Source organism: Methanoregula sp., assembly GCF_049518935.1.
Classification (GTDB): Archaea; Halobacteriota; Methanomicrobia; order Methanomicrobiales; family Methanospirillaceae; genus Methanoregula.
Window position 1 is genome coordinate 57404 of record NZ_JBEKRH010000001.1, and the last position, 19619, is coordinate 77022.

Genomic DNA, 19619 nt, shown 5'->3' on the forward strand with positions numbered 1-19619 from the left:
GGGAAGATCATGAAGGCAGGCATCATCGGCGGCACCGGCAGGATGGGCCGGCTCTTCGCGAAAGTTTTCGGGAAGGCCGGGTACGAAGTGCTGGTCTCAGGAAGGAAGACCGCCGTCACCGCTGCCGACATAGCGAAGCAGTGCGACATCGTCATCGTCTCCGTGCCGATCCGGGAGACCGTCCAGGTGATCGGGGAGATCACCCCCCTGATGAGGCCTGGCCAGCTCCTCTGCGACTTCACCTCGCTCAAGGTGAGGCCGGTCGAAGCGATGCTGAAGTCTGAGGCGGACGTCATCGGGCTCCACCCGATGTTCGGGCCCACCGTGAAGTCCATAAAAAACCAGACGATCATCGTCTGTCCCGCCCGGGCGAAAGAATCCCGCGTAGCCATGCTCGTCGCTATCTTCGAGGCACAGGGTGCCGTCTGCACAATCGCAACCCCGGAAGAGCACGACCGGACGGTGGCCGTGGTGCAGGGACTCACCCACTTCGTCACGCTCTGCGTGGCAGATACGGTACGGAGGCTGGGCGTTGATCTCCACAAAACGGAGCAGTTCGAGAGCCCCGTGTACCAGATCGAGCTCTCGCTCGTGGGCCGGCTTCTCTCGCAGGACCCTGCACTCTATGCCGACATCCTCCAGCAGAACCCGTACGTGCCGGAAGTCCTTGCGGCCTGCCGGAGTTCCGCGGCAGACCTCGCAGCGATCGTCGATGCAAAGGACCCGGAAGCATTCCGGAAATTCTTTGAGAAGAACAGCCGGCACCTCGGCCCGTTCTGCGAGGAAGGCCGGAAGATGACCGATGCCCTGATCGAGTGTATGGTGAACCGATGAAGCACGTTGCAGCAAAACACGCACCGGCGCGCCTGATCACGCTCGGGCCGGAAGGCACCTTCTCCCACGAGATGGCGCTGAAGATGGGGCTCACAAAGCCGGAAGAGATCGTCCTTCTCCCCACCATCCACGGCATCGTGGCAGCAGTTGCCCGGGGCGAAGGGGACGGCATAGTCCCGATGGAGAACTCCGAGGCAGGGAGCGTGGGCGAGACCCTCGACGGCCTTGCCCGGCACCCGCTCTTCATCACGGGCGAGATGTACATGCCCATCCACCACAACCTCGCCTCGCTTGTACCGCTGGAGAAGATCCGGGTGATCTACGCCCATCCCCAGACCCACGAGCAATGCAGCGACGCGATCGAGCGGTGGGGCGTGCCGGTCATCCACACGAGCAGTAACTCGTCGAGTGCGCTCGAGGCAAAGAAGACCCCGAATGCCGGCGCCCTCATCCCGGTCATTGCAGCAGAGATCTACCATATGCCAATCCTTGTCCGGAACACCGAGAACAATGCGGCGAACACCACACGGTTCGTCCGGATCTCGCACGCACCCGTTCACGACAAAATGCCGGAGAAGTGCAGCATCCTTATCGATCCTGACCGGGACCGGTCCGGCCTGCTCCACGATCTCCTCGAGGCCTTCGCCCGCAGGAACATCAACCTGACCCGGATCGAGTCCCGGCCGTCCAAGCGGAAGATCGGCGAGTACGTCTTCTTCCTCGATACGTCATGGTCGGAGAAGACTGCCGATGCGATTGCCGAACTGAAGACCATCACCGGCGTCAAGGAACTCGGCTGCTACCGGGAGATCGGGGTGCCGGAATGAATGTGACCCCGGAAAAGATTTCGGGCGTCGATCTCACGTTCACTGCCCCCCCCTCCAAGAGTTATACCCACCGGGCGCTCATCGCCGGTGCCCTGGCTGCCGGGAAGACCACGATATTCCGTCCCCTCGAAGCTGAAGATACCCGGTTGACCGCCGGTGCCCTCCGGTCTCTCGGAGTGGCCGTGGAAGACCAGCCGGGACGGATCCTTGTTACCGGCTGCAACGGGGCACTGCCGAACCGCAGGCCGACCACCCTCGACCTCAACAACTCCGGCACCAGCCTCCGGCTCCTGACCACCCTCGCCCTGCTCTGCCAGTACCCGGTCACCCTGACCGGCAGCGCCCGGATGCAGGAGCGTCCCATCGGGCCCCTCGCAAAAGCTCTCCCGGCCCTTGGCGGCACCGTGGAGTTCCTGCAGAAAGACGGCTACCCGCCGCTCCGCGTCAGCGGGAAATTCCGTGGCGGCCCGGTCACTATCGACGGCTCCATGAGCAGCCAGTTCATCTCCTCGATCCTGATGGCGGCGCCCTATGCACAGGAAGAAGTAGAGGTCATCATCCCAAAACCACCGGCATCGGCCTCGTACCTCGACATCACCCTCAGCGTGATGGAAGCATTCGGGGCAAAGCTGGAGCGGACCGGGTACGAGCGGTTCGTTGTCAGTACCGCCGACCGCTACAAGGCCCGGCGGTACACGGTGGAAGGGGATTATTCCTCTGCCTCGTACTTCTTTGCCCTCGCCGCGATCTGCGGCGGGAAGGTGACGGTCGGGAACCTCGCCCCTGCATCAGTGCAGGGTGACCGCAGGTTCCTTGACGCGCTCAGCGCAATGGGCTGCACAGTGACGTACGGGAAGAACGCCGTCACCGTGGAAAACGCCGGGGAACTGCACGGGATCGAATTCGATATGGCCACCTCGCCCGATACAGTGCAGACCCTCTGCATGGTGGCGGCGGTGGCAAAGACCCCGACTACCATCACGGGCATCAGTCATTTAAAGTTCAAGGAGAGCGACCGTATCAATGGCACAGCAGACCGGCTCCGGGCGCTGGGCGGGGATGTAACGGTCGGCGACGACCGGATCACGATCCGGCCCGCCCCCCTGCACGGCGGCACCATCGACCCGGCAAACGACCACCGCACGGCCATGAGTTTTGCCGTGCTCGGCCTGGGCATCGGGGGCGTTACCATCACGGACCCGGCCTGCGTTAACAAATCGTTCCCGGCGTTCTGGGAGAGTCTCAAAGGGATCATACCATGAAAAGAATCGTACTGACGGGCTTCCGCGGCACCGGCAAGACCGAGATCGGCCGGATCCTCGCAGCCCAGCACCACGTGCAGTTCCTGGACACCGACTCCCTGATCGAGCAGCAGACCGGCCGGTCCATCCCGGACATCTTTCACGAAGACGGGGAGGAGCGGTTCCGGACTATCGAGCGTGACGTGATCGCGGGCCTGCCGGCTGGCGACGCCGTCATCAGTACCGGGGGCGGCGCTGTCGTCGACCCGGTCAACATGGCAAACCTGCGCCGGGACAGCACGGTGATCCTCCTCATCGCCGACCTCGACACGATCGAGCAGCGGATCGCCCGGTCCCCCCGGCCGCCGCTCACGAACCTTCCCCTGCAAGAAGAGATCGCAGAGATGCTGGACCGCCGGCGGCAGAACTACCATGCCTCCGCCGACCTCTGCATGGACACGAGCGGGACCACGCCGTCAACGGCCGCCGTTATCATCAACGACCGGATCAGCAGGGGAGTCGTAACCCCCTCGGCACGGAAGGACGCACTCGCCTTCTTCCGGGGCGGGCGCCTTGCAGCCCCGGCCCTGCGCAGGCTCGAGGAGATCCTGGCAAACCCGCCGGCAGATCCCCTCACCCGCCTCCTCGGCGTTGCCGGGTATCCCGCCCTCCACAGCAGGGGCCCCCGGCTCTTCAATGCCCTCTTTGCGGAGTACGGGCTCAATAACCATTACACGTTCTTCGAGGACCCGGAGATCGCAAAGATCCTGCAGCTGGCCCGGTCGCTCGATGTGAAGGGACTGTCCGTCACCATCCCGTTCAAGCAGGACGTGATGGCGCTGGTGGACGAGGTGGACGAGCATGCGGCACAGCAGATCGGCGCTGTCAACACCGTGGTCTTTGCCTGCGGGACGGCTACCGGGTACAACACGGACTGGCTTGGTGTCAGGAAGCCGCTCGTATCCCTCAAGGGATCGAAGGCCGTCCTGCTCGGGGCCGGCGGCGTGGCATCCGCAGCCGCATTCGCCCTCGTGGACCTCGAGATGGACGTGACGGTCCTGAACCGGACCCCGGAGAAGGCAAAGGAACTCGCGGCCCGTTCCGGCTGCCGCTGGGCCGCGTGGGACACGTTCGACCAGATCCGCCCGGACCTTGTCGTCAACGCTACCCCGCTCGGCATGGAACCGGACACCCGCAGTCCCCTCCAAGAGGAGCAGCTCTATCCCGATCTCACCGTCTTCGACCTCGTCTACACCCCGCCCGTCACGCCCCTCATCGAGATGGCGCTCGCAAAGGGGTGTACGACGATCACCGGGACCGAGATGTTCATAGAACAGGCAAAGGAGCAGTTCTGGCTCTTCTTCGGGATCGATGTCCCGGGAGAGACCATCAGGAAGTATCTCTCATGAACACGTTTGGCACGAATTTCCGTATAACCACATTCGGCGAGAGCCACGGGCCGGCGGTCGGTGCAGTCATCGACGGCTGCCCGTCCGGCCTTGCCCTTGGCACAGGCGACATCCAGCCCCTCCTCGACCGGCGGCGCCCGGGCACCTCCGCCCTCGTCTCCCCGCGGGACGAGCTGGACCGGGTCGAGATCCTCTCCGGGGTCTTTGAAGGATTGACGACCGGCATGCCCATTGCGCTGCTGGTCAGGAACGAGACCCAGGAACCAAAGGACTACGAAGAGCTCCGCACCCTCTTCCGGCCGGGCCACGCGGACTTCACGTACCAGCAGAAGTACGGGTGCCGCGACCACCGGGGCGGGGGCAGGAGTTCCGGGCGCGAGACCGTCGGGCGTGTCGCTGCCGGCGCTGTCGCAATAAAGTTCCTTGCAGAAAAGGGCATCGCCATCTCCGGGGTGATCGTCTCGGTGCACGGTAAGACCGGGACTGCTGCCATCGAGGCAGAGATCCTGGCTGCAAAGAACGCCGGGGATTCCGTCGGCGGTATCGTCGAGATCACCGCACGGGGCGTCCCCGCCGGGCTCGGCGACCCGGTCTTTGGCAAGCTCGACGCACAGATCGCCGGTGCCATGATGGGCATCGGCGCAGTGAAGGGAGTGGAAATCGGCGACGGGTTTGAGGTTGCCGGCAGGTTCGGGAGCGAGAATAACGATCCGATAACAAAGAACGGTTTTGCCAGCAACCATGCCGGCGGTATCCTTGGCGGCATCTCCTCCGGCCAGGAGATCGTTGTCCGTATCGCCGTCAAGCCGACGCCGTCCATTGCAAAACCCCAGAAGACTATCGACATCCATGGCAACGAGGCGGAAATTTCCATCAAGGGACGGCATGATCCCTGCATTGTACCCCGCATCCTCCCGGTAGCGGAGTCGATGCTTGCGCTGGTGCTGATTGACAGCTGGCTGGAGCAAGCGAAGTACCACCGATAGGAACTGCCGGCTGCTCCGGCGCCAGTTCTTTTTTCGTGCCGGGACATTGCCCGTTACCTGCCGGACAGGGCCTGCGGGAAAAAGAGAGAGCCAGAAAAGAGAAATTTCCTGACCTTACATATTCGCGAATACTTTCTCGTCGATAACCTTGTAAACGCTACCGGCTGTAGTAAGATACACCACGCACCGGTCGCCGCCATGAGTCCCTGGCGCAACGATCTCATCGCCGGGGACAGGCTTCTGGCCGCTGCTCATCGCATAGTCCTCGACGCTGCCATCGGCATTGTAGACCCGCATGGTGATCTTCTGCGTGAAGACATCGCCCGGGCCGCCCTGGTACAGCAGGTGGAGCTCGGAAGTCGGGCGATCTTTAGTCAGCAGCAGGTTCACCTGCTGGGCGGAGGGGGGCTGCCGGACCGGCCCGGCATCCTGATCGGCAACCGTGGGCGTTGCCGTCACCGTCACCAGCGCCGTTGTGGCCACGGGGGCCGGCACCACAGTCGTGACCGGTGCGGGGGCCGGGGCGGGTGCTGATGTACATCCTGCAAAAATTATTCCGGCTATGAGTACGAGAAGAATTACCGGAAGGGTTGCATGGTTCATGCCGGTATGCTTGATGCCTGTTCCTATATGGGGCTTTTGCCGGGCCCTGGCGGGGGCACGGGAAAGAGCACGGACGCAGATGATGAACTACACAACAAGATATCCCCTTTATTCTGCGGGTCTCGAATTTCCAATAATGAAAGACACAAAAAAGTGATCCTTATCGGCTAAGAGAATAACGTGGCCGTCGGAATAAAATTACGAATATTCAATACGGTAGAAGCATAATATACACTCTCTTGTAACTATCGATTAAGTTCCGGCGCGGTAACACCGGCGGAATGTGATACCATGCGGACGCTCGATATCGGGACCCTGTTTCTGACCCTCTTTTTCGTCAATGTCGTCCTGACGCTGATGCTCTACATCTTCTGGAAGTCCCAAAAGACCCATGACGGGTTCCGGATGTGGATGCTTTCCCTGCTGGTCACGTCGTGCGGGTATTTCCTTTACGTGATCGGCGGGTTCCTGCCCGTTATGATCAACTCCACGGTGGCAGATCTTGTGATCGTGCTGTCGGTCATCATGCGGCTTGACAGTACCGGGAGATATTTCCGGTCCCGGGCACTCCCCCGGATAGTGTACTGTGCCCTGATACCGGCCGGTCTCCTGTTACTCTGGTTCACGTTCCATGTCGATTCGCTGGTCATGCGTGGCGTGATTATCGGGGTGCTCATTGTTCCCTGCTTTGTTGCAACATCACTCATCGCACTGCGGTTCAGGGAACCGGAGACCCGTTCGATCAGGTACAGCTTTGCCGCGGCCCTCCTGGTCACGGCATCCCTCTGGACCCTGATAACCGTGAACGCGATCGTCACCCCCGGGGACCACTCGCTTGGGGGGCCGGACCCGGTAAACCCGATCTTCTTTCTCGGAACTATCCTCATGGATATCGTTTTAACGAGCTCATTCCTGATGCTCAATATGGCCCGGTCCAATACCGAGCTCCGGAACAGCGAGGAGCGGTACCGGAGCCTTGCGGAGAATCTCCCGGATTACATCTTCGTCCACGACGGCCAGTCCATACTCTATGCCAACCCTGCTGCGGCCCTGCTCCGGGGACCTTCCCGGGAGACCCTGGTCGGGCAGTCTGTTTTTTCGCTCCTGACCCCCGCGAGCGCTGAGGCTGCACAGGCGTTCGTCAGTGCAAAAAAGAAAGGGGATACCTCAGACCCGTTGCGGGAGATTGATATACAGCTCCATGACGGAACGGTCCGGCACTGCATGATCAATACCGTGCGGATTGAATTTAAGGAGATGCCGGCATTCTTATCCGTGATCACCGATATCACCGGGCGCAAGGCCGCAGAGGATACCCTCTCCCGGGTAAATAAGAAACTCACGATCCTCTCATCGATCACCCGGCACGACATCAAGAACCAGCTTATGGCCCTGTCGGGATATCTTGAGCTTTCGAAAGAAGAACTCGATACCAATCCCGCCGCAGCAGAGTATCTCAAAACCGAGATGAGGATTGTTGAAATCATGGGGCACCAGATCGATTTTACAAAAATCTATGAGGATATGGGAACGACAGCTCCCTCCTGGCAGAACGTCAGCGAGAGTGCCGGGCTGGCAGTTGCTGCCCTGCCCATGCGGGATATCCGGGTGGAGGCTGGCCGGGCGGACCTCTCGGTTTATGCTGACCCCATGTTCGGGAAGGTCTTCTACAACCTGATCGACAATGCCCTGAAATACGGCGGTGAGGCAATGACGAAGATCCACATCTCCTGCCATGAGACAGACAGGGGGCTCGTCCTTATCTGCGGGGATGACGGGGCCGGGATCGCGATCGGGGATAAAAAAAACCTGTTCGAGCAGGGCTTCGGGAAACATACCGGCCTCGGCCTTTTCCTCTCCCGCGAGATCCTCGCAATTACCGGTATCACCATTACGGAGACCGGTGAGCCGGGTAAAGGGGCACGGTTCGAGATGGTTGTGCCGGGCGGGGCGTTCCGGTTCGGATGAGCGATAAATAACTCTCTTTTAATCGATACCCGTTCGGTACTTAAAGGTCCATTATAATGCACCAGAACCGGATACCCATACATATTTTTATAATATCACCCGGTACTACACATTATTAAGGTAAAATTATGGCAATCGGAGAAAAAAACGTAGGGATGACCGACCGGGTGGTCAGGATCATCATCGGTATCGTACTGCTTGTGGTATTTGCCCTGAATCTGGTTGCAGCCCCGTGGTCGTATCTTGTGGCACTTATCGGGCTCATAGCACTGGTAACCGGTGCGGTAGGAACCTGTCCGTTCTATTCCGTACTTGTAGGCGCACTTGCAAAAAAATAATACCGGGAGCGGGTAAATCAGAGCGGATCTGAGGAATGGCCGGTGGATAGTGGATATTTCCAGGAGAGCAAATTGGCGATCGGTGGATAATTTCCAGACTACCTGATTATCAGTTTTTCAGGGTCGGTTTTTGGTTGATTACGACGTATGCATTGACAAACCCTGACAGAGCAATAATTTTTTATACAAACCTTTAATAACTCAATACTAGATAATTCTAAAAAAAGGAGGGGGAAAAATGATATCCGTAAACTGCAACAGCGAGCTGTGGAATAATCTTGATATACTGGCCTTTGACTGGAAAAGAGAGCGGCGTGTAGGCTCTATTTGCGACTGGTGTTGTATAAAATTCTGCTGCTGGGTCATTGGCCGCATGAAGTAATCAGAAAATATTTTAGTGTGTTATAAGCCAGGCGCATAGCACGGTATACTGATAACTTTAATGGCGTTTGTACCAGGCGAATTATTACAATTTTTTATATCCGGGAAAGATGGCTCTTATTACCCAGTATCTTACTATCCACCCATTAAACCGGGATTATTTCTTAATGGTAAATTCCCTTTCCGGGGCAGTAGATATTATTGATAACGACGATAAATCGAACATTGAACTCCTGACGCACGGCCGTGATCCCAAAGACATCAATAACCAGGACTTAATTGCAACTCTCAGAGAACGAGGATATTTATTTGAAAATGCACAGGAGGAATTCGCGACATTGCAAAAGATTAAGGAGATCTCCGAAAACCTTATCGATAAATCCGAAAACGAAATTTCTTTTGTAATTTGCCCGACGCTGGCTTGTAATCTGAGATGTACTTATTGTTTTGAACCTGAAGAAAGCCGCCGCGATACAAAGGTAATGACCACAGCCCAGGTTGAGAATATCTTTCAGATCATCGACCAGATAATTACAGAAAGAAAACCCTGCCACTCCGAGATCAGCCTTTTCGGTGGTGAGCCGTTACTTCCCTCAACGTATGCCATCAATAAAGAAATATTCAGATTGGCCTCTCTCCGGAAGATGTCGATCGATATCCAGACAAACGGTACGCATATTTCCGATTATATTGACCTTATAAAAGAGTATCAGGGCATCATCGATATTGCTTTACAAATAACTCTGGACGGAGTCCGGGATGTTCATGACCGCCGCCGGTTCAGAGCCAATAAATCCGGGACTTTTGAGAAGATATGCGAAGGGATTGATGCATTACTGGAAGCCGGAGTGCACGTCTATGTCCGGGTCAATCTCGATCGGGGGAATATCGAACGTTTACATGAGTTTATCGGATTTATAGTTGCGAAGGGCTGGAATAAGAAAGAAAATTTTTATTGCGATGTAGCGCCGGTTTCCGATAACCACGCCAAAGGGGCTGTCCCCGATTTTATGCCTGAAAATGAGATTGTTCGAAGAATCGGGGAGCTCTTTCCGGATTATTCAGAGGATGGAAATTTTTTCAGGCTGAGACTTTTCAGGGTATTGCACCATGTAAACGAGGTCCTGAAGTTAAATAGCAAAGTCGATAAGATTTTGTTCCGCTTCCATTATTGTGAAGCAAATATAATGCAGTTCTATGTTTTCGCTCCCGACGGGTACATATACCCCTGCCCCGAATCAACGGGCAACCAAAAATGCCGTATCGGATCCTTTGACCCGCACCTGGAATTCTACCCGGAACAAATCCGGAAATGGCAGGGACGAACTGTATTGAGAATCCCAAAATGCCGCAAATGCAAAGTTGCCCTGTTTTGCGGAGGAGGTTGTGCCATGGCCGCAATCAATGCCAATAATAACATTGATGATCCTGTTTGCAACAATGCGGAAGAAGTACTGGCTGAATATATTCAGAGTATACGACAGAAAATTATTGCAAAATATGGTTCCGTAACGTCTTCTGCATCGGATGTATTTTAAAAATCGTTTCCGGTTCTCACCTATACCCACATGCACGTATCTCCGACGGCAAAATTTTTCCAGATAGTACTTCTGATATATCGTAGTGCCCGTGAATAATGCTGCTGCCGGCAACCCGGCGAAACCGGAAATAAATAGTGTCGGATATTGGCAGATATGTCTGACAATGTGCCAGGCCTGTAGTAAGACCGGAGCCGGACAGAGGCTGTACCGGCAAAAAAAAGAGTTGAGGTGGTGCACCTCCCTACTGCCTTCCTGCTCATGCCGTACAGGATGGCAGGAGATCCTTTACCCGAGCAGCAGCTTCCGGAGCTGCACGAACTCCTCCACCGAGTACTGCCCCTCCGCGGTCGGATCCCCGGTATGACAGTACACGAATTCGGAGCCGAAGACCGGCAGGATTGCCCGGGCATGGCGGAACTGCGAGCCCATGACCCCGGTGATGATCGGCTTGTGTGCAGCCTGCGTGAACGTGATCAGCTCGACAAGGTCTGCATCGTTCCCGGGAGTGATGATGATCTTGGGGATATCGCCAAAAGCCCGGAGCTCGCGCTCCATCACGAAGAGAATATAGAGAGGTACCATCTGGCCGGAATGATGGGAGGCGATGATCTTCCTGCCGGCTTTATGGATCTCCCGGGCATGGCATGCAAACCCCTGCTCGACGTCTATGTAATCCGCGTGCGGGACGACCGGCCGGATCTTCTTTATCCACGCATCCTTGTCCCCGAAGAACTGCCCCCCTTCCATCCCGGAACGGATCGTGGCGATGACCGGGAGCGTGCAGTCTTTCCTGCACTTCCGGATGATCTTCAGGGGGTCGCCGTCCATCAGGTCGAGACGGAGTTCCACCAGATCGGCACCCTGGGCTTCGGCTCTTGCTGCATGGGAGGGATCGGTCAGTGCGGCAACAATCTTCATTACAGAACGTATGCCGTTGGTTCACAAAAAGATACGCAAGCAAAGAGGGATTCGTGCCGGGAAATCCGGACGGAGGCTTTCCATCCCGTGAGGTTCCCCTGCAATTCCCGTGCTATCCGGAACCCGGCGTGCCGGAACAAGGCGCCTCTCCGGAACGAAGATATGGTTTATGGGCGACCGTGCCAACACTATATCACGCTATGGAATTCTGGGACCGGTATCTCTTCCTGCGGCATATCGCGGCAGCGCTGGCACGGGGCGTATGCATCGCCATTGTACTGCCACTCATCCCCGTTCTCCTTTTCGGGTACCCCCTCATGCCCACACTCGCCCTCATCGGGAGCGGGTTCCTGCTCGAGTACGGTGCGGCCCCGGTGGGCATCGCGCTCGGCCTCACTCCCCTCTTCGTGTTCTGGGTGCTGATGTGCACCGAGTGCGGGATCTTCCTCGGGCTCTTTGATATCTTCGACTCGATCGGGCACACCTGGCCCCCGGTTGCACATTTCCTCGAAAAGACCCGGCTGTTCATCCGCCAGCACTCTCTCGCCGAGCGGTACGGGATCATCGGCCTGATTCCTTTAGAGATCATTATCGGCGTTTATGCGAACGCCCCGGTCTCCTGGGTGCTTGGCTGGCACAAGTACCGGTCCCTTGCGTTCACGATGATCGGGTATATCCCCTCCCTCGTCCTCACGATCTTCGCCACTATCGGCCTGCTGGGGATGTACTTCCCGGGACTGGTGCACGTATGACGCAGGCGCGTTCCGATGCCGCTTCCCGCAGGATCCCGGAACTGCTCGCCCCGGCAGGGTCGCCGGAAGCGTTCCGGGCGGCTGTAGCGGCGGGGGCGGACGCAATATACCTGAGCGGGAAGCGCTTTGGTGCCCGCAAATATGCCTCGAACTTCTCTGATGAAGAGATCGAAGAAGCCATCCGGTATGCCCATATCCATGACGTCCGGGTCTATGTTACGGTCAACACGCTTGTTCATGACCGGGAGCTGCCCGGGGTCATCGAGTACCTCGTCAGGCTCTGGTCGATCGGTATCGACGCAGTCCTCGTCCAGGACACCGGTGTCGCGATGCTCGCCCGCAGGATCGTGCCGGACCTCGTCCTCCACGCCTCGACACAGATGACCATCCACAACGCGGACGGCGTGCGATGGGCCGCGGGACAGGGGTTCTCGCGGGTGGTGCTGGCCCGGGAGCTCTCCATCGAGGAAGTCTCCCGCATCGCGGAAGAGACAAAGGATACCGGTGTCGGCCTCGAGGTCTTTGCCCACGGGGCACTCTGTTATGGCTACTCAGGCCAGTGCCTCCTCTCATCGGTCATCGGTGGCCGGAGCGGGAACCGGGGCATGTGCGCCCAGCCCTGCCGGAAGCCCTATGCACTGGTGACCGGCAGCACGGACGAGTTCGGCAGGCCGGTCCGGGTACGGGAGGTCCCGCTTGCGGAACACTACCTGCTCTCCCCAAAAGACCTCTGCACCTGGCGGCACCTGCCCGAACTGGTGCAGTCCCCGGTTGCTGCGCTCAAGATCGAGGGCAGGATGAAATCCCCGGAGTATGTCGCGATCGTTGTCTCCACGTACCGGCAGGCGCTTGATGCCATTGCGGCCGGGACAGGGAAGGAGTCCCCTGATGCGCTCTCCGGCCTGCTCCTCGCGTTCAACCGGGGATTCACGGACGGTTACCTGTTCGGCGATCATGCCGACAACATCATGGGCCGGGAAGACTGCGGACACCGCGGGCTCCCCATAGGGACGGTAACCCGGTTTGACCGGAGGAGATCGGTGGCCACCATCCGCGGGGACGTCCCGGTCATCCCCGTCCCCGGTGACGGCCTGCTTTTTACCTCCCCGGCAAAACCGGGGGAGTCGTGGGGCATGGCGCTCAATACGAAGCCGTCACCGGACGGGGACTCCTATACAATGGCCCTTCCCCGCCCGGTACCGGTCGGTGCCCGGCTCTCCATCACTTCATCCCGGGATCTTGAAGCAAAGGCACACCGGATTGTAGCAAAACCCTCAGCGGAACTCCTCCGGCCGGTACCGGTTGACCTGCACATTGCTATAGGACCGGATGGCGGGATCAGCGCGGAAGGCACCATCCTGCGGCGTGGCCGGCCGCCGCTCCCCTTCATATTCCACCCGGGGATACGGCTCGAACCGGCACGATCGCATCCTCTGACCACAAGCCAGCTGGAAGTCCAGCTGAAAAAGACCGGGGGCACACCGTTTGTCATCCGGCAATTCTCCCTTGATTACCCGGGCAAGCTGTTCGCACCGCTGGCGATCCTCAATGCGCTGCGCCGGGATCTCTTCCGGTACATTGAAGAACTCCCTGCAGGGGCTTCCCTGCCCGACCCGGAATCCGTGGAACACGCCACAGCGGCGCTCCGCAGGTATTTCCCGGGGAGTCCGGAAGCACAGGATACCGGAAGCCCGGCCCGGTCACCGCTTCGTCTTGCCGTGTATACCGATACTCTTGACGGCGTACGTGAAGCCGCCCGGGCCGGCGCGGATGTCATCTGTTACGAACCGGATATTCCCTCAGGAACGCACCGGTGCGGCAGCAGGCCGCATGAGCCATTTCCGGCCTGCATGATAACAGCACGTGAGATTGCCCGCACCTCCGGGACCCGCCTTATCTGGAAACTCCCGCGGATCACGCACGATACCTATCTCGATACGGTACTTCCTGCCCTGCCGGACCTGTATGCCCGGGGGATCACGGAATGCATGACAGATAATCATGGCACGGCAAGCGCTCTCATCAGGGCCTGCCCTGCAATCACCCTGTCCGGCTCCATTGGCCTCAATATCTTTAACCATGCCGCGGCGCAGAATGCCGGCCCTGCATATGCCCTGCTCACCCTCTCGCCGGAGCTCTCGCAGGATGAGATCCGTAACCTGATCCGTGGCATCCCCGCGGATGACCGCCGCCCGGCATGTGCCCTGATCGTGCAGGGTCCTGTCGAAGCGATGATCACGGAGGACTGCATCTCCCGCCTGCTTCTTGCGTGCAGGGAGCCGGTCCGTGAACCCCGGGAGACTATCTCCGAAATGTTCACCGGCATACGGGATGAGACCGGGCATATATTTCCCATCCGCCCTGACGGCCAGTGCCGCACCCGTATCAGTAACGCATCGGAACTCTGCCTGATCGACTACCTCCCGGATATCCGTGCAGCGGGCATCAGCGAGGTGGCTGTCGATGCACGGGGAAGACCTCCGGCCTATGTGAAGGAGATGACGCAGATTTACCGATCGGCTGTCGATTTGACCGGTACCGGCGGCAATACAGGGACCCGGACGCAGCAGCTGGCTGCATTAAAAGAACGGATAAAAAGTATTGCACTCGGGGGCATCACTGCCGGTCATTTCATACGGGGACTCAGGGAATAATACCATTACCTGTTCTGCGACTATGGCCAGAGAACGCCAGAACTACCGGATTCCGGAGAGCCGGCCGGGACAGTGCCCTTACCTCATGCAGGATATCTGGAAAAAGCATAAAAACGGGTAACCGTAATCGCCCTCCCGGCTCCCGCTTACTTCTTCTTTTTCCGGTCTTTCTTTGAACTCTTCTTCCCTTCGGCTGCTGCCATCCGCTTCATTCTCACGAAAACTGCAAGAACGATGGCAATGACAATAACAGTAACTGCAATCAACAGCAGGGGGAATTCACCGGCAGGCGAGGCTGGCACGGGGGATGAGCGGGTAGTAGTATACCACGTGTTGTTCCCTGCCGGGGCACCAGAACCGTCAGTCCCCCCGATCACCCACATCCGGTCGTTCAGCACAAGGGCCGGGAAATCGAACCGCCCGGGAAACTCCGCTGCGGGGGTTGCCTCTGTCCAGTTGATACCGTCAGTAGTGTACCAGGTATCGTTCAGCGCAAGCGTGGAATCGGTGCCCCCGATCACCCACATCCGGTTGTCATATACGGGACTTGCATGGCCGGCCCGTCCCACAAACGCTCCCGCTGCCGTGGCCCGGGTCCACACGTTGCCATCGGCAGAATACCAGGTATCGTTAAACATCTGGGTCCCCCGGTTGCCGCCGATTACCCACATCCGGTTGTCGTATACGGCAGCAGAAAGGCCGGACCTGTCCCCGAATTCGGCGCTATCATTCATACTGTTCCAGTGGACACCATCGGTCGAATTCCAGACATCCGACCAGCCGAAGAGTCCGTCATACCCGCCGATCACCCACATCTGGTTGTGGTAAACCAGACCCGCAAAGGCAAACCGCGGCTGGAACCCGGTTGACGGGGTTGCCCGGGTCCAGTGGATCCCGTCGGCAGAATACCAGACATCGTTCAGTGCGGCTTTCCCGGTATATCCCCCGATGACCCAGATCTTATTGTCATAGGAGAGGGCAGAAAAATCAAACCGCCCGGGGAACTCTGCTGCCGGAGTTGCCTCGGTCCAGTTCACCCCGTCTGCGGAGTACCAGCTATCATTGAGGCCGGTTGTCCCGTTGTCCATTGTACCCCCGATAACCCAGGTCCTGTTATCAAAAACCACCCCTTCCTGCCCGACCCGGGTCGTGAACCCGGCTGATGAGGTTCCCAGCGTCCAGTTCTCACCGGCCCCGACCGCCGATACGGTATATGCCAGGAAAAACAAACACAGGAATGCCATACAACAGAGTGACTTTTTCATCATCGCACCTCGCAACCAGATTGAATAATCCCGGTTTTCCAACCGGAAGTCCAGATGTTATTTGTGAGCCGGGTCTAATCAAGATTTTCAACCGGGTGCGGGTACCTGCACCGGGATCCCGTTGTCCCGGAATCATCCATGGTCTTTGCAAATATTCATCATCCCGGAACAAAAATGGTTTAAACGGATATCCGGGAGTTCCTGGGGAAGGTTTCTGAAAATGACATCACCACTGATTCTGGTAAACATGAAAGCATACCGGGAAAGTATGGGTAACCGGGCCCATATGATCGCACAAGCCGCCCAGCTCGTCTCCCGCGAGAGCGGTGTCACCATCGGGATTGCACCAACCTATATAGACCTCCATCCGATCTGCCACCACTTTGAAGTGCCGGTATATGCGCAGCACGTGGATGGGTGCGAACCGGGGGCAAACACCGGCCACATCACGGTCGAGGCCATAAAAACGGCCGGCGCGGCCGGATCTCTTGTCAACCACTCGGAGCGCCGCCTCACCCTTGCCGAGATCGATGCCTGCGTCCGGGGCCTCCGGGCCCACAAGCTCATCTCCGTGGTCTGTTCCAATAACGAGAGCACCAGCGCAGCGGCTGCCGCACTCTCCCCGGATTACGTAGCCATCGAACCCCCGGAACTGATCGGGAGCGGAATCTCCGTCTCCAAGGCAAACCCCGAGATCATTCAGCGCTCCGTGGCTGCAGTACATGCAGTCAGTCCTTCCGTAAAGGTACTGACCGGCGCAGGGATCCAGTCCGGCGACTGCGTCAGGATTGCCGTGGACCTCGGTACGGATGGCGTCCTTCTTGCGTCGAGCGTGGTTAAATCAAAAGAGCCGGCCGCAGTACTCCGCGACCTTGTCTCAAAACTCTGATAAATCTCTTTTTTTATTGAGATGCTTCCAGGCCTCTTCCTCATTTGAGGATGAAGTACCAGACCCCCACAATGACCACAAACAATACGACTCCTACCCCGATAACCGTCATGCTGCTGATATCTTGTGTCTCTTCCGCCATGTAAAACTCCGTTACGCAAGCCCCGTAGGCTACGATAAGTAACCCTCGGATATAGAGAATATATATAATTTTGCATAAACGGAGCAAGAAGGAGCAGATCACAGGACCGGGAATGAAACGACTCCGGGACCTGCATTACCAGGAACTGCCGGTACCAGCCGGAATATGCCGGGGCCCGGCATGCCGGAGGGGAAAAGAGGGTTACATAATCAGGGATATCAGGTCGTGCTTGGTGATCACGCCGCGGACAATCCTGCCCTCGACAACGAGAACCGCATGGTTCTGCTGCAGGATGTTGACAACCGTTTCCACATCCATATCCGGAGGCACCGTAGGAAACCCGGGTTCCATGAAATCCCTTACCAGGAACTGGTGGGTCTTGTGCAGGCGCTGCTGTTCAATTGCCTTGACAATGACCGATTCTGATATGCACCCGACAGGTACGCCGCGCTCGATCACCGGCAACTGGGAGATATTGTTCTTCTCAAAAATCTCCACAGCCCTGCCAATCGCGTCCTGCGGCTGGACCGAGAGTACGGGCGTATGCATGATCTGGGCGGCCCGCATTTTCCGGGGTTCGGCACTGTTGAGGACCACAAGGATCTTGTTGAGTGTACTGACCCGGGGGTCGACATTTCCTGCTTCAATGCGTGCCACCATCGACTGGCTGATCCCTGCCCGTTTGGCAAGCTCGGTCTGTTTGAGACCAAGCGCTTCGCGGCGCGTCCGGAGCTCTTCCGGTGTTGGTATATGCATGGTTGATTACTGATGGTGATATGAGAATATCAAGGTTCCCGTTGGAGGAATGGAAGCAGTGTTACCATCTGAATATAACGGGCCCCGGCCGGGACGGAACAGCTGCCGCATGCGGGAGATCCGGGTATACTCTTATAACCGGCAGTTATTTTCCTGATTTTTGCCTTTGGGCAAAATTCTTTTAAACCCCCGCTCTAAAAAGCTGTTAACGATAATCCCATCGATCAGATGTTGGATTAGTGTTTCATATGAACGATTGTCCAGAATCCGATGACGAAGATGAAGAGAACCATCGGGCGTCCTCCTCTGTTTTTATCGCACAGCACTTCCGGAATAACGCACCTGCAGATCCTGTCTCCTGCCCTGCACAAGGGTACCGGGATGTCCATCCTTCAGGACGCCGGGCCGGGCCAGGCCGGGTTTCCTGCAGATCCTTATACGGGCTGATCGCCCTATGAACGATCGGGGGGGAATGCCCCTTATGGAGCACGTGGACTACACGAATTCGTGCGTACCGCTCGTGCCGCACCTGCAGGATGCCATGCCCGGGAAAAACCCCCATGGATTTGCAGCTGCAAAAAAAACAGGAGTACGGGCAGCAGTAAAACGTGAACCCGGTTTTGTCCGGGATGCTCTCTTCACGGTTTCGCGCGACCATGTCCTCCACATAGTCAGCGAGCAGTATTTTTACAAGACTGAACCGTATTACACTATTCTCCGTCACGAGATGGAAGGAAAGGCGGTCCTTCCCACAAGCAGCGCGGTGCTCGATGCCAGCGTGGTGCCGATCTGCCTTGAGCGGGCGCACCTGGCCGGGATCCCGGTCTGCGAATGGGGCATATCGCAGGGTTATGTCCCCCTGCCGTCCATCCTGTACGGGCTGAACTATTTTGCTACTGCGTCAGACCATGCAGTTGTCAGCGACAGCGAGACGGCCAAGGAGATTATCAGGCATATCACGAACAAAGGAAAATATCCCTTCTGTTACCAGGAACTCAAAGACGGGGCCGCGATCGAGTCCTGCGTTTCCATCTTCGGCCATACCGTAGACAAGTGCGAGAGCACCACCTCGATCGCACAGAAAATTTACGGGATCTTCGCTATACCACTCGTCACCCTGGTACTGGTCCGGTACGGCGACCGCTGCCTCCTCTCGTCGCTCGCACCAACAAAATACTCGCAACTCACTCCCGCGGAACGGGCGCTTCTGGCCGCATACCTCCAGCACCAGGAATTCCTATGAGCCGGCTCGGAATTTTTGTTGACCGTAAGACACTCTCGAATGCGGAGCAGCTCACTGCGCTGATCCATTGCCGGGACGTGGCCGAGAAAAAAGGCCATGACGTGGATTTCATCTTCCCCGTGGACATTGCCAAGATCCCGAAGATGGACGCGCTCTTTATCCGGGCCCGGACCGATCCCATGAACGTGACCTACGTTGCCGCCCGCATGGCCGGTTTCCACGGCATCCCGGTGATTGACGACCCGCAGTCCATCCAGATCTGTTCAGACAAGATCAACATGTACTCGCACCTGATCAGGAACGGCATTTCCCTGCCAAAGACCGTCTTCCTTCCCAGGCAGGACCTCACGGTCGAGGGCGTCACGCGCCTGTTCGATGAACTCGGGTCCCCGCTGATCCTCAAGGAACCGTCCACCTCATTCTCCCTGAGGGTGGAGAAGGTCACCGATATCGCGGGCTTCTTCCGGGTGGCCCGCAGGTTTATCCGGCTCTCGGACTGGATCGTGGTCCAGCAGTTCGTGGAGAGCAGGTATGACTGGCGGGTCGGTGTACTTGACGGGAAGCTCCTCTATGTCTGCAAGTATACGATCCCGTCCGTCACCTTCAAGATCCAGGCGTCTGTCAACGGGCATGTGGTCTACTGCGGGGTCGAGAGTGTTCCCGAACGGGATGTGCCACCGCACATCATCCGGACCGGGCTCGCTGCCGCAAACGCAATCGGGCGGGGCCTGTACGGCGTGGACATCAAAAATAACAACGGGGATGCCTGCGTGATTGAAGTAAATGATAACCCCTCTCTCGAAAGCGGAGAGGACGAGCATTACCCACAGGTATACGAGCAGATCGTAGACCACCTTTTTGCGAAGTGAACC

The 19619-nt window shown here is 57.8% G+C and carries 17 protein-coding genes; 13 read left to right on the top strand and 4 right to left on the bottom strand.

Going from position 1 to position 19619, the window contains the following annotated elements; all coding sequences use genetic code 11:
• The first annotated feature begins 9 nt into the window (after window positions 1–9).
• From ABSE13_RS00290 to ABSE13_RS00310, 5 genes are read left to right on the top strand one after another with little or no spacing between them, the layout of a single operon-like run.
• On the top strand, window positions 10–834 hold the full coding sequence (locus ABSE13_RS00290; RefSeq protein WP_424026476.1) for a prephenate dehydrogenase/arogenate dehydrogenase family protein: 825 nt from the start codon (window positions 10–12) through the stop codon (window positions 832–834).
• A complete protein-coding gene (locus ABSE13_RS00295; RefSeq protein WP_424026477.1) occupies window positions 831–1661 on the top strand; it encodes a prephenate dehydratase in 831 nt (276 codons plus the stop codon). Before ABSE13_RS00290 ends, ABSE13_RS00295 begins: the two co-directional genes overlap by 4 nt.
• Window positions 1658–2923: a 3-phosphoshikimate 1-carboxyvinyltransferase gene (gene aroA / locus ABSE13_RS00300; RefSeq protein ID WP_424026478.1), complete on the top strand. Its 1266-nt coding sequence runs from the start codon at window positions 1658–1660 to the stop codon at window positions 2921–2923. The genes ABSE13_RS00295 and aroA overlap by 4 nt, the downstream gene beginning before the upstream one ends.
• Window positions 2920–4311, top strand: coding sequence for a shikimate dehydrogenase (gene aroE / locus ABSE13_RS00305; RefSeq protein WP_424026479.1), 1392 nt, complete (start codon window positions 2920–2922; stop codon window positions 4309–4311). Before aroA ends, aroE begins: the two co-directional genes overlap by 4 nt.
• Window positions 4308–5297: a chorismate synthase gene (locus ABSE13_RS00310; protein WP_424026480.1), complete on the top strand. Its 990-nt coding sequence runs from the start codon at window positions 4308–4310 to the stop codon at window positions 5295–5297. Before aroE ends, ABSE13_RS00310 begins: the two co-directional genes overlap by 4 nt.
• 114 nt (window positions 5298–5411) lie before the next feature.
• Here ABSE13_RS00310 and ABSE13_RS00315 read toward each other — a convergent pair whose 3' ends face one another.
• Window positions 5412–5900, bottom strand: coding sequence for a hypothetical protein (locus tag ABSE13_RS00315; protein WP_424026481.1), 489 nt, complete (start codon window positions 5898–5900; stop codon window positions 5412–5414).
• 291 nt (window positions 5901–6191) lie between these two features.
• Here ABSE13_RS00315 and ABSE13_RS00320 point away from each other — a divergent pair, with 291 nt between their 5' ends.
• The 3 genes from ABSE13_RS00320 (at window position 6192) to ABSE13_RS00330 (ending at window position 10125) form a co-directional block, all read left to right on the top strand.
• A complete protein-coding gene (locus tag ABSE13_RS00320; protein WP_424026482.1) occupies window positions 6192–7868 on the top strand; it encodes a PAS domain S-box protein in 1677 nt (558 codons plus the stop codon).
• A 128-nt stretch (window positions 7869–7996) separates the two neighbouring features.
• Window positions 7997–8206 carry a YgaP family membrane protein gene (locus tag ABSE13_RS00325; RefSeq protein ID WP_424026483.1) on the top strand — a complete coding sequence of 70 codons (210 nt, stop codon included), beginning with the start codon at window positions 7997–7999 and terminating at the stop codon, window positions 8204–8206.
• A 491-nt stretch (window positions 8207–8697) separates the two neighbouring features.
• Window positions 8698–10125, top strand: coding sequence for a radical SAM protein (locus ABSE13_RS00330; protein WP_424026484.1), 1428 nt, complete (start codon window positions 8698–8700; stop codon window positions 10123–10125).
• Between the two features lie 288 nt (window positions 10126–10413).
• Here the strand turns inward: ABSE13_RS00330 and ABSE13_RS00335 are convergent, their stop codons facing one another.
• The gene (locus tag ABSE13_RS00335) at window positions 10414–11046 is read right to left on the bottom strand and encodes a type I 3-dehydroquinate dehydratase (RefSeq protein WP_424026485.1); all 633 of its coding nucleotides are present in this window, start codon (window positions 11044–11046) and stop codon (window positions 10414–10416) included.
• A gap of 200 nt (window positions 11047–11246) precedes the next feature.
• On the opposite strand from ABSE13_RS00335, the gene ABSE13_RS00340 reads away from it, so the two are divergent.
• Window positions 11247–11798 (top strand): hypothetical protein, encoded by a 552-nt coding sequence (locus ABSE13_RS00340; protein ID WP_424026486.1) that lies wholly within the window; start codon window positions 11247–11249, stop codon window positions 11796–11798.
• Window positions 11795–14452 (top strand): U32 family peptidase, encoded by a 2658-nt coding sequence (locus ABSE13_RS00345; protein WP_424026487.1) that lies wholly within the window; start codon window positions 11795–11797, stop codon window positions 14450–14452. The genes ABSE13_RS00340 and ABSE13_RS00345 overlap by 4 nt, the downstream gene beginning before the upstream one ends.
• A 146-nt stretch (window positions 14453–14598) precedes the next feature.
• Here ABSE13_RS00345 and ABSE13_RS00350 read toward each other — a convergent pair whose 3' ends face one another.
• A complete protein-coding gene (locus ABSE13_RS00350; protein ID WP_424026488.1) occupies window positions 14599–15717 on the bottom strand; it encodes a Kelch repeat-containing protein in 1119 nt (372 codons plus the stop codon).
• Window positions 15718–15937: 220 nt separating this feature from the next.
• Here ABSE13_RS00350 and tpiA point away from each other — a divergent pair, with 220 nt between their 5' ends.
• Window positions 15938–16606, top strand: a complete 669-nt coding sequence (gene tpiA / locus ABSE13_RS00355) for a triose-phosphate isomerase (RefSeq protein WP_424026489.1) — start codon at window positions 15938–15940, stop codon at window positions 16604–16606.
• A gap of 343 nt (window positions 16607–16949) precedes the next feature.
• Here tpiA and ABSE13_RS00360 read toward each other — a convergent pair whose 3' ends face one another.
• The gene (locus ABSE13_RS00360; protein ID WP_424026490.1) at window positions 16950–17504 is read right to left on the bottom strand and encodes a CBS domain-containing protein; all 555 of its coding nucleotides are present in this window, start codon (window positions 17502–17504) and stop codon (window positions 16950–16952) included.
• Between the two features lie 454 nt (window positions 17505–17958).
• On the opposite strand from ABSE13_RS00360, the gene ABSE13_RS00365 reads away from it, so the two are divergent.
• The gene (locus ABSE13_RS00365) at window positions 17959–18747 is read left to right on the top strand and encodes a hypothetical protein (RefSeq protein WP_424026491.1); all 789 of its coding nucleotides are present in this window, start codon (window positions 17959–17961) and stop codon (window positions 18745–18747) included.
• Window positions 18744–19616, top strand: coding sequence for an ATP-grasp domain-containing protein (locus ABSE13_RS00370; protein ID WP_424026492.1), 873 nt, complete (start codon window positions 18744–18746; stop codon window positions 19614–19616). Before ABSE13_RS00365 ends, ABSE13_RS00370 begins: the two co-directional genes overlap by 4 nt.
• The last annotated feature ends 3 nt before the right edge of the window (window positions 19617–19619 follow it).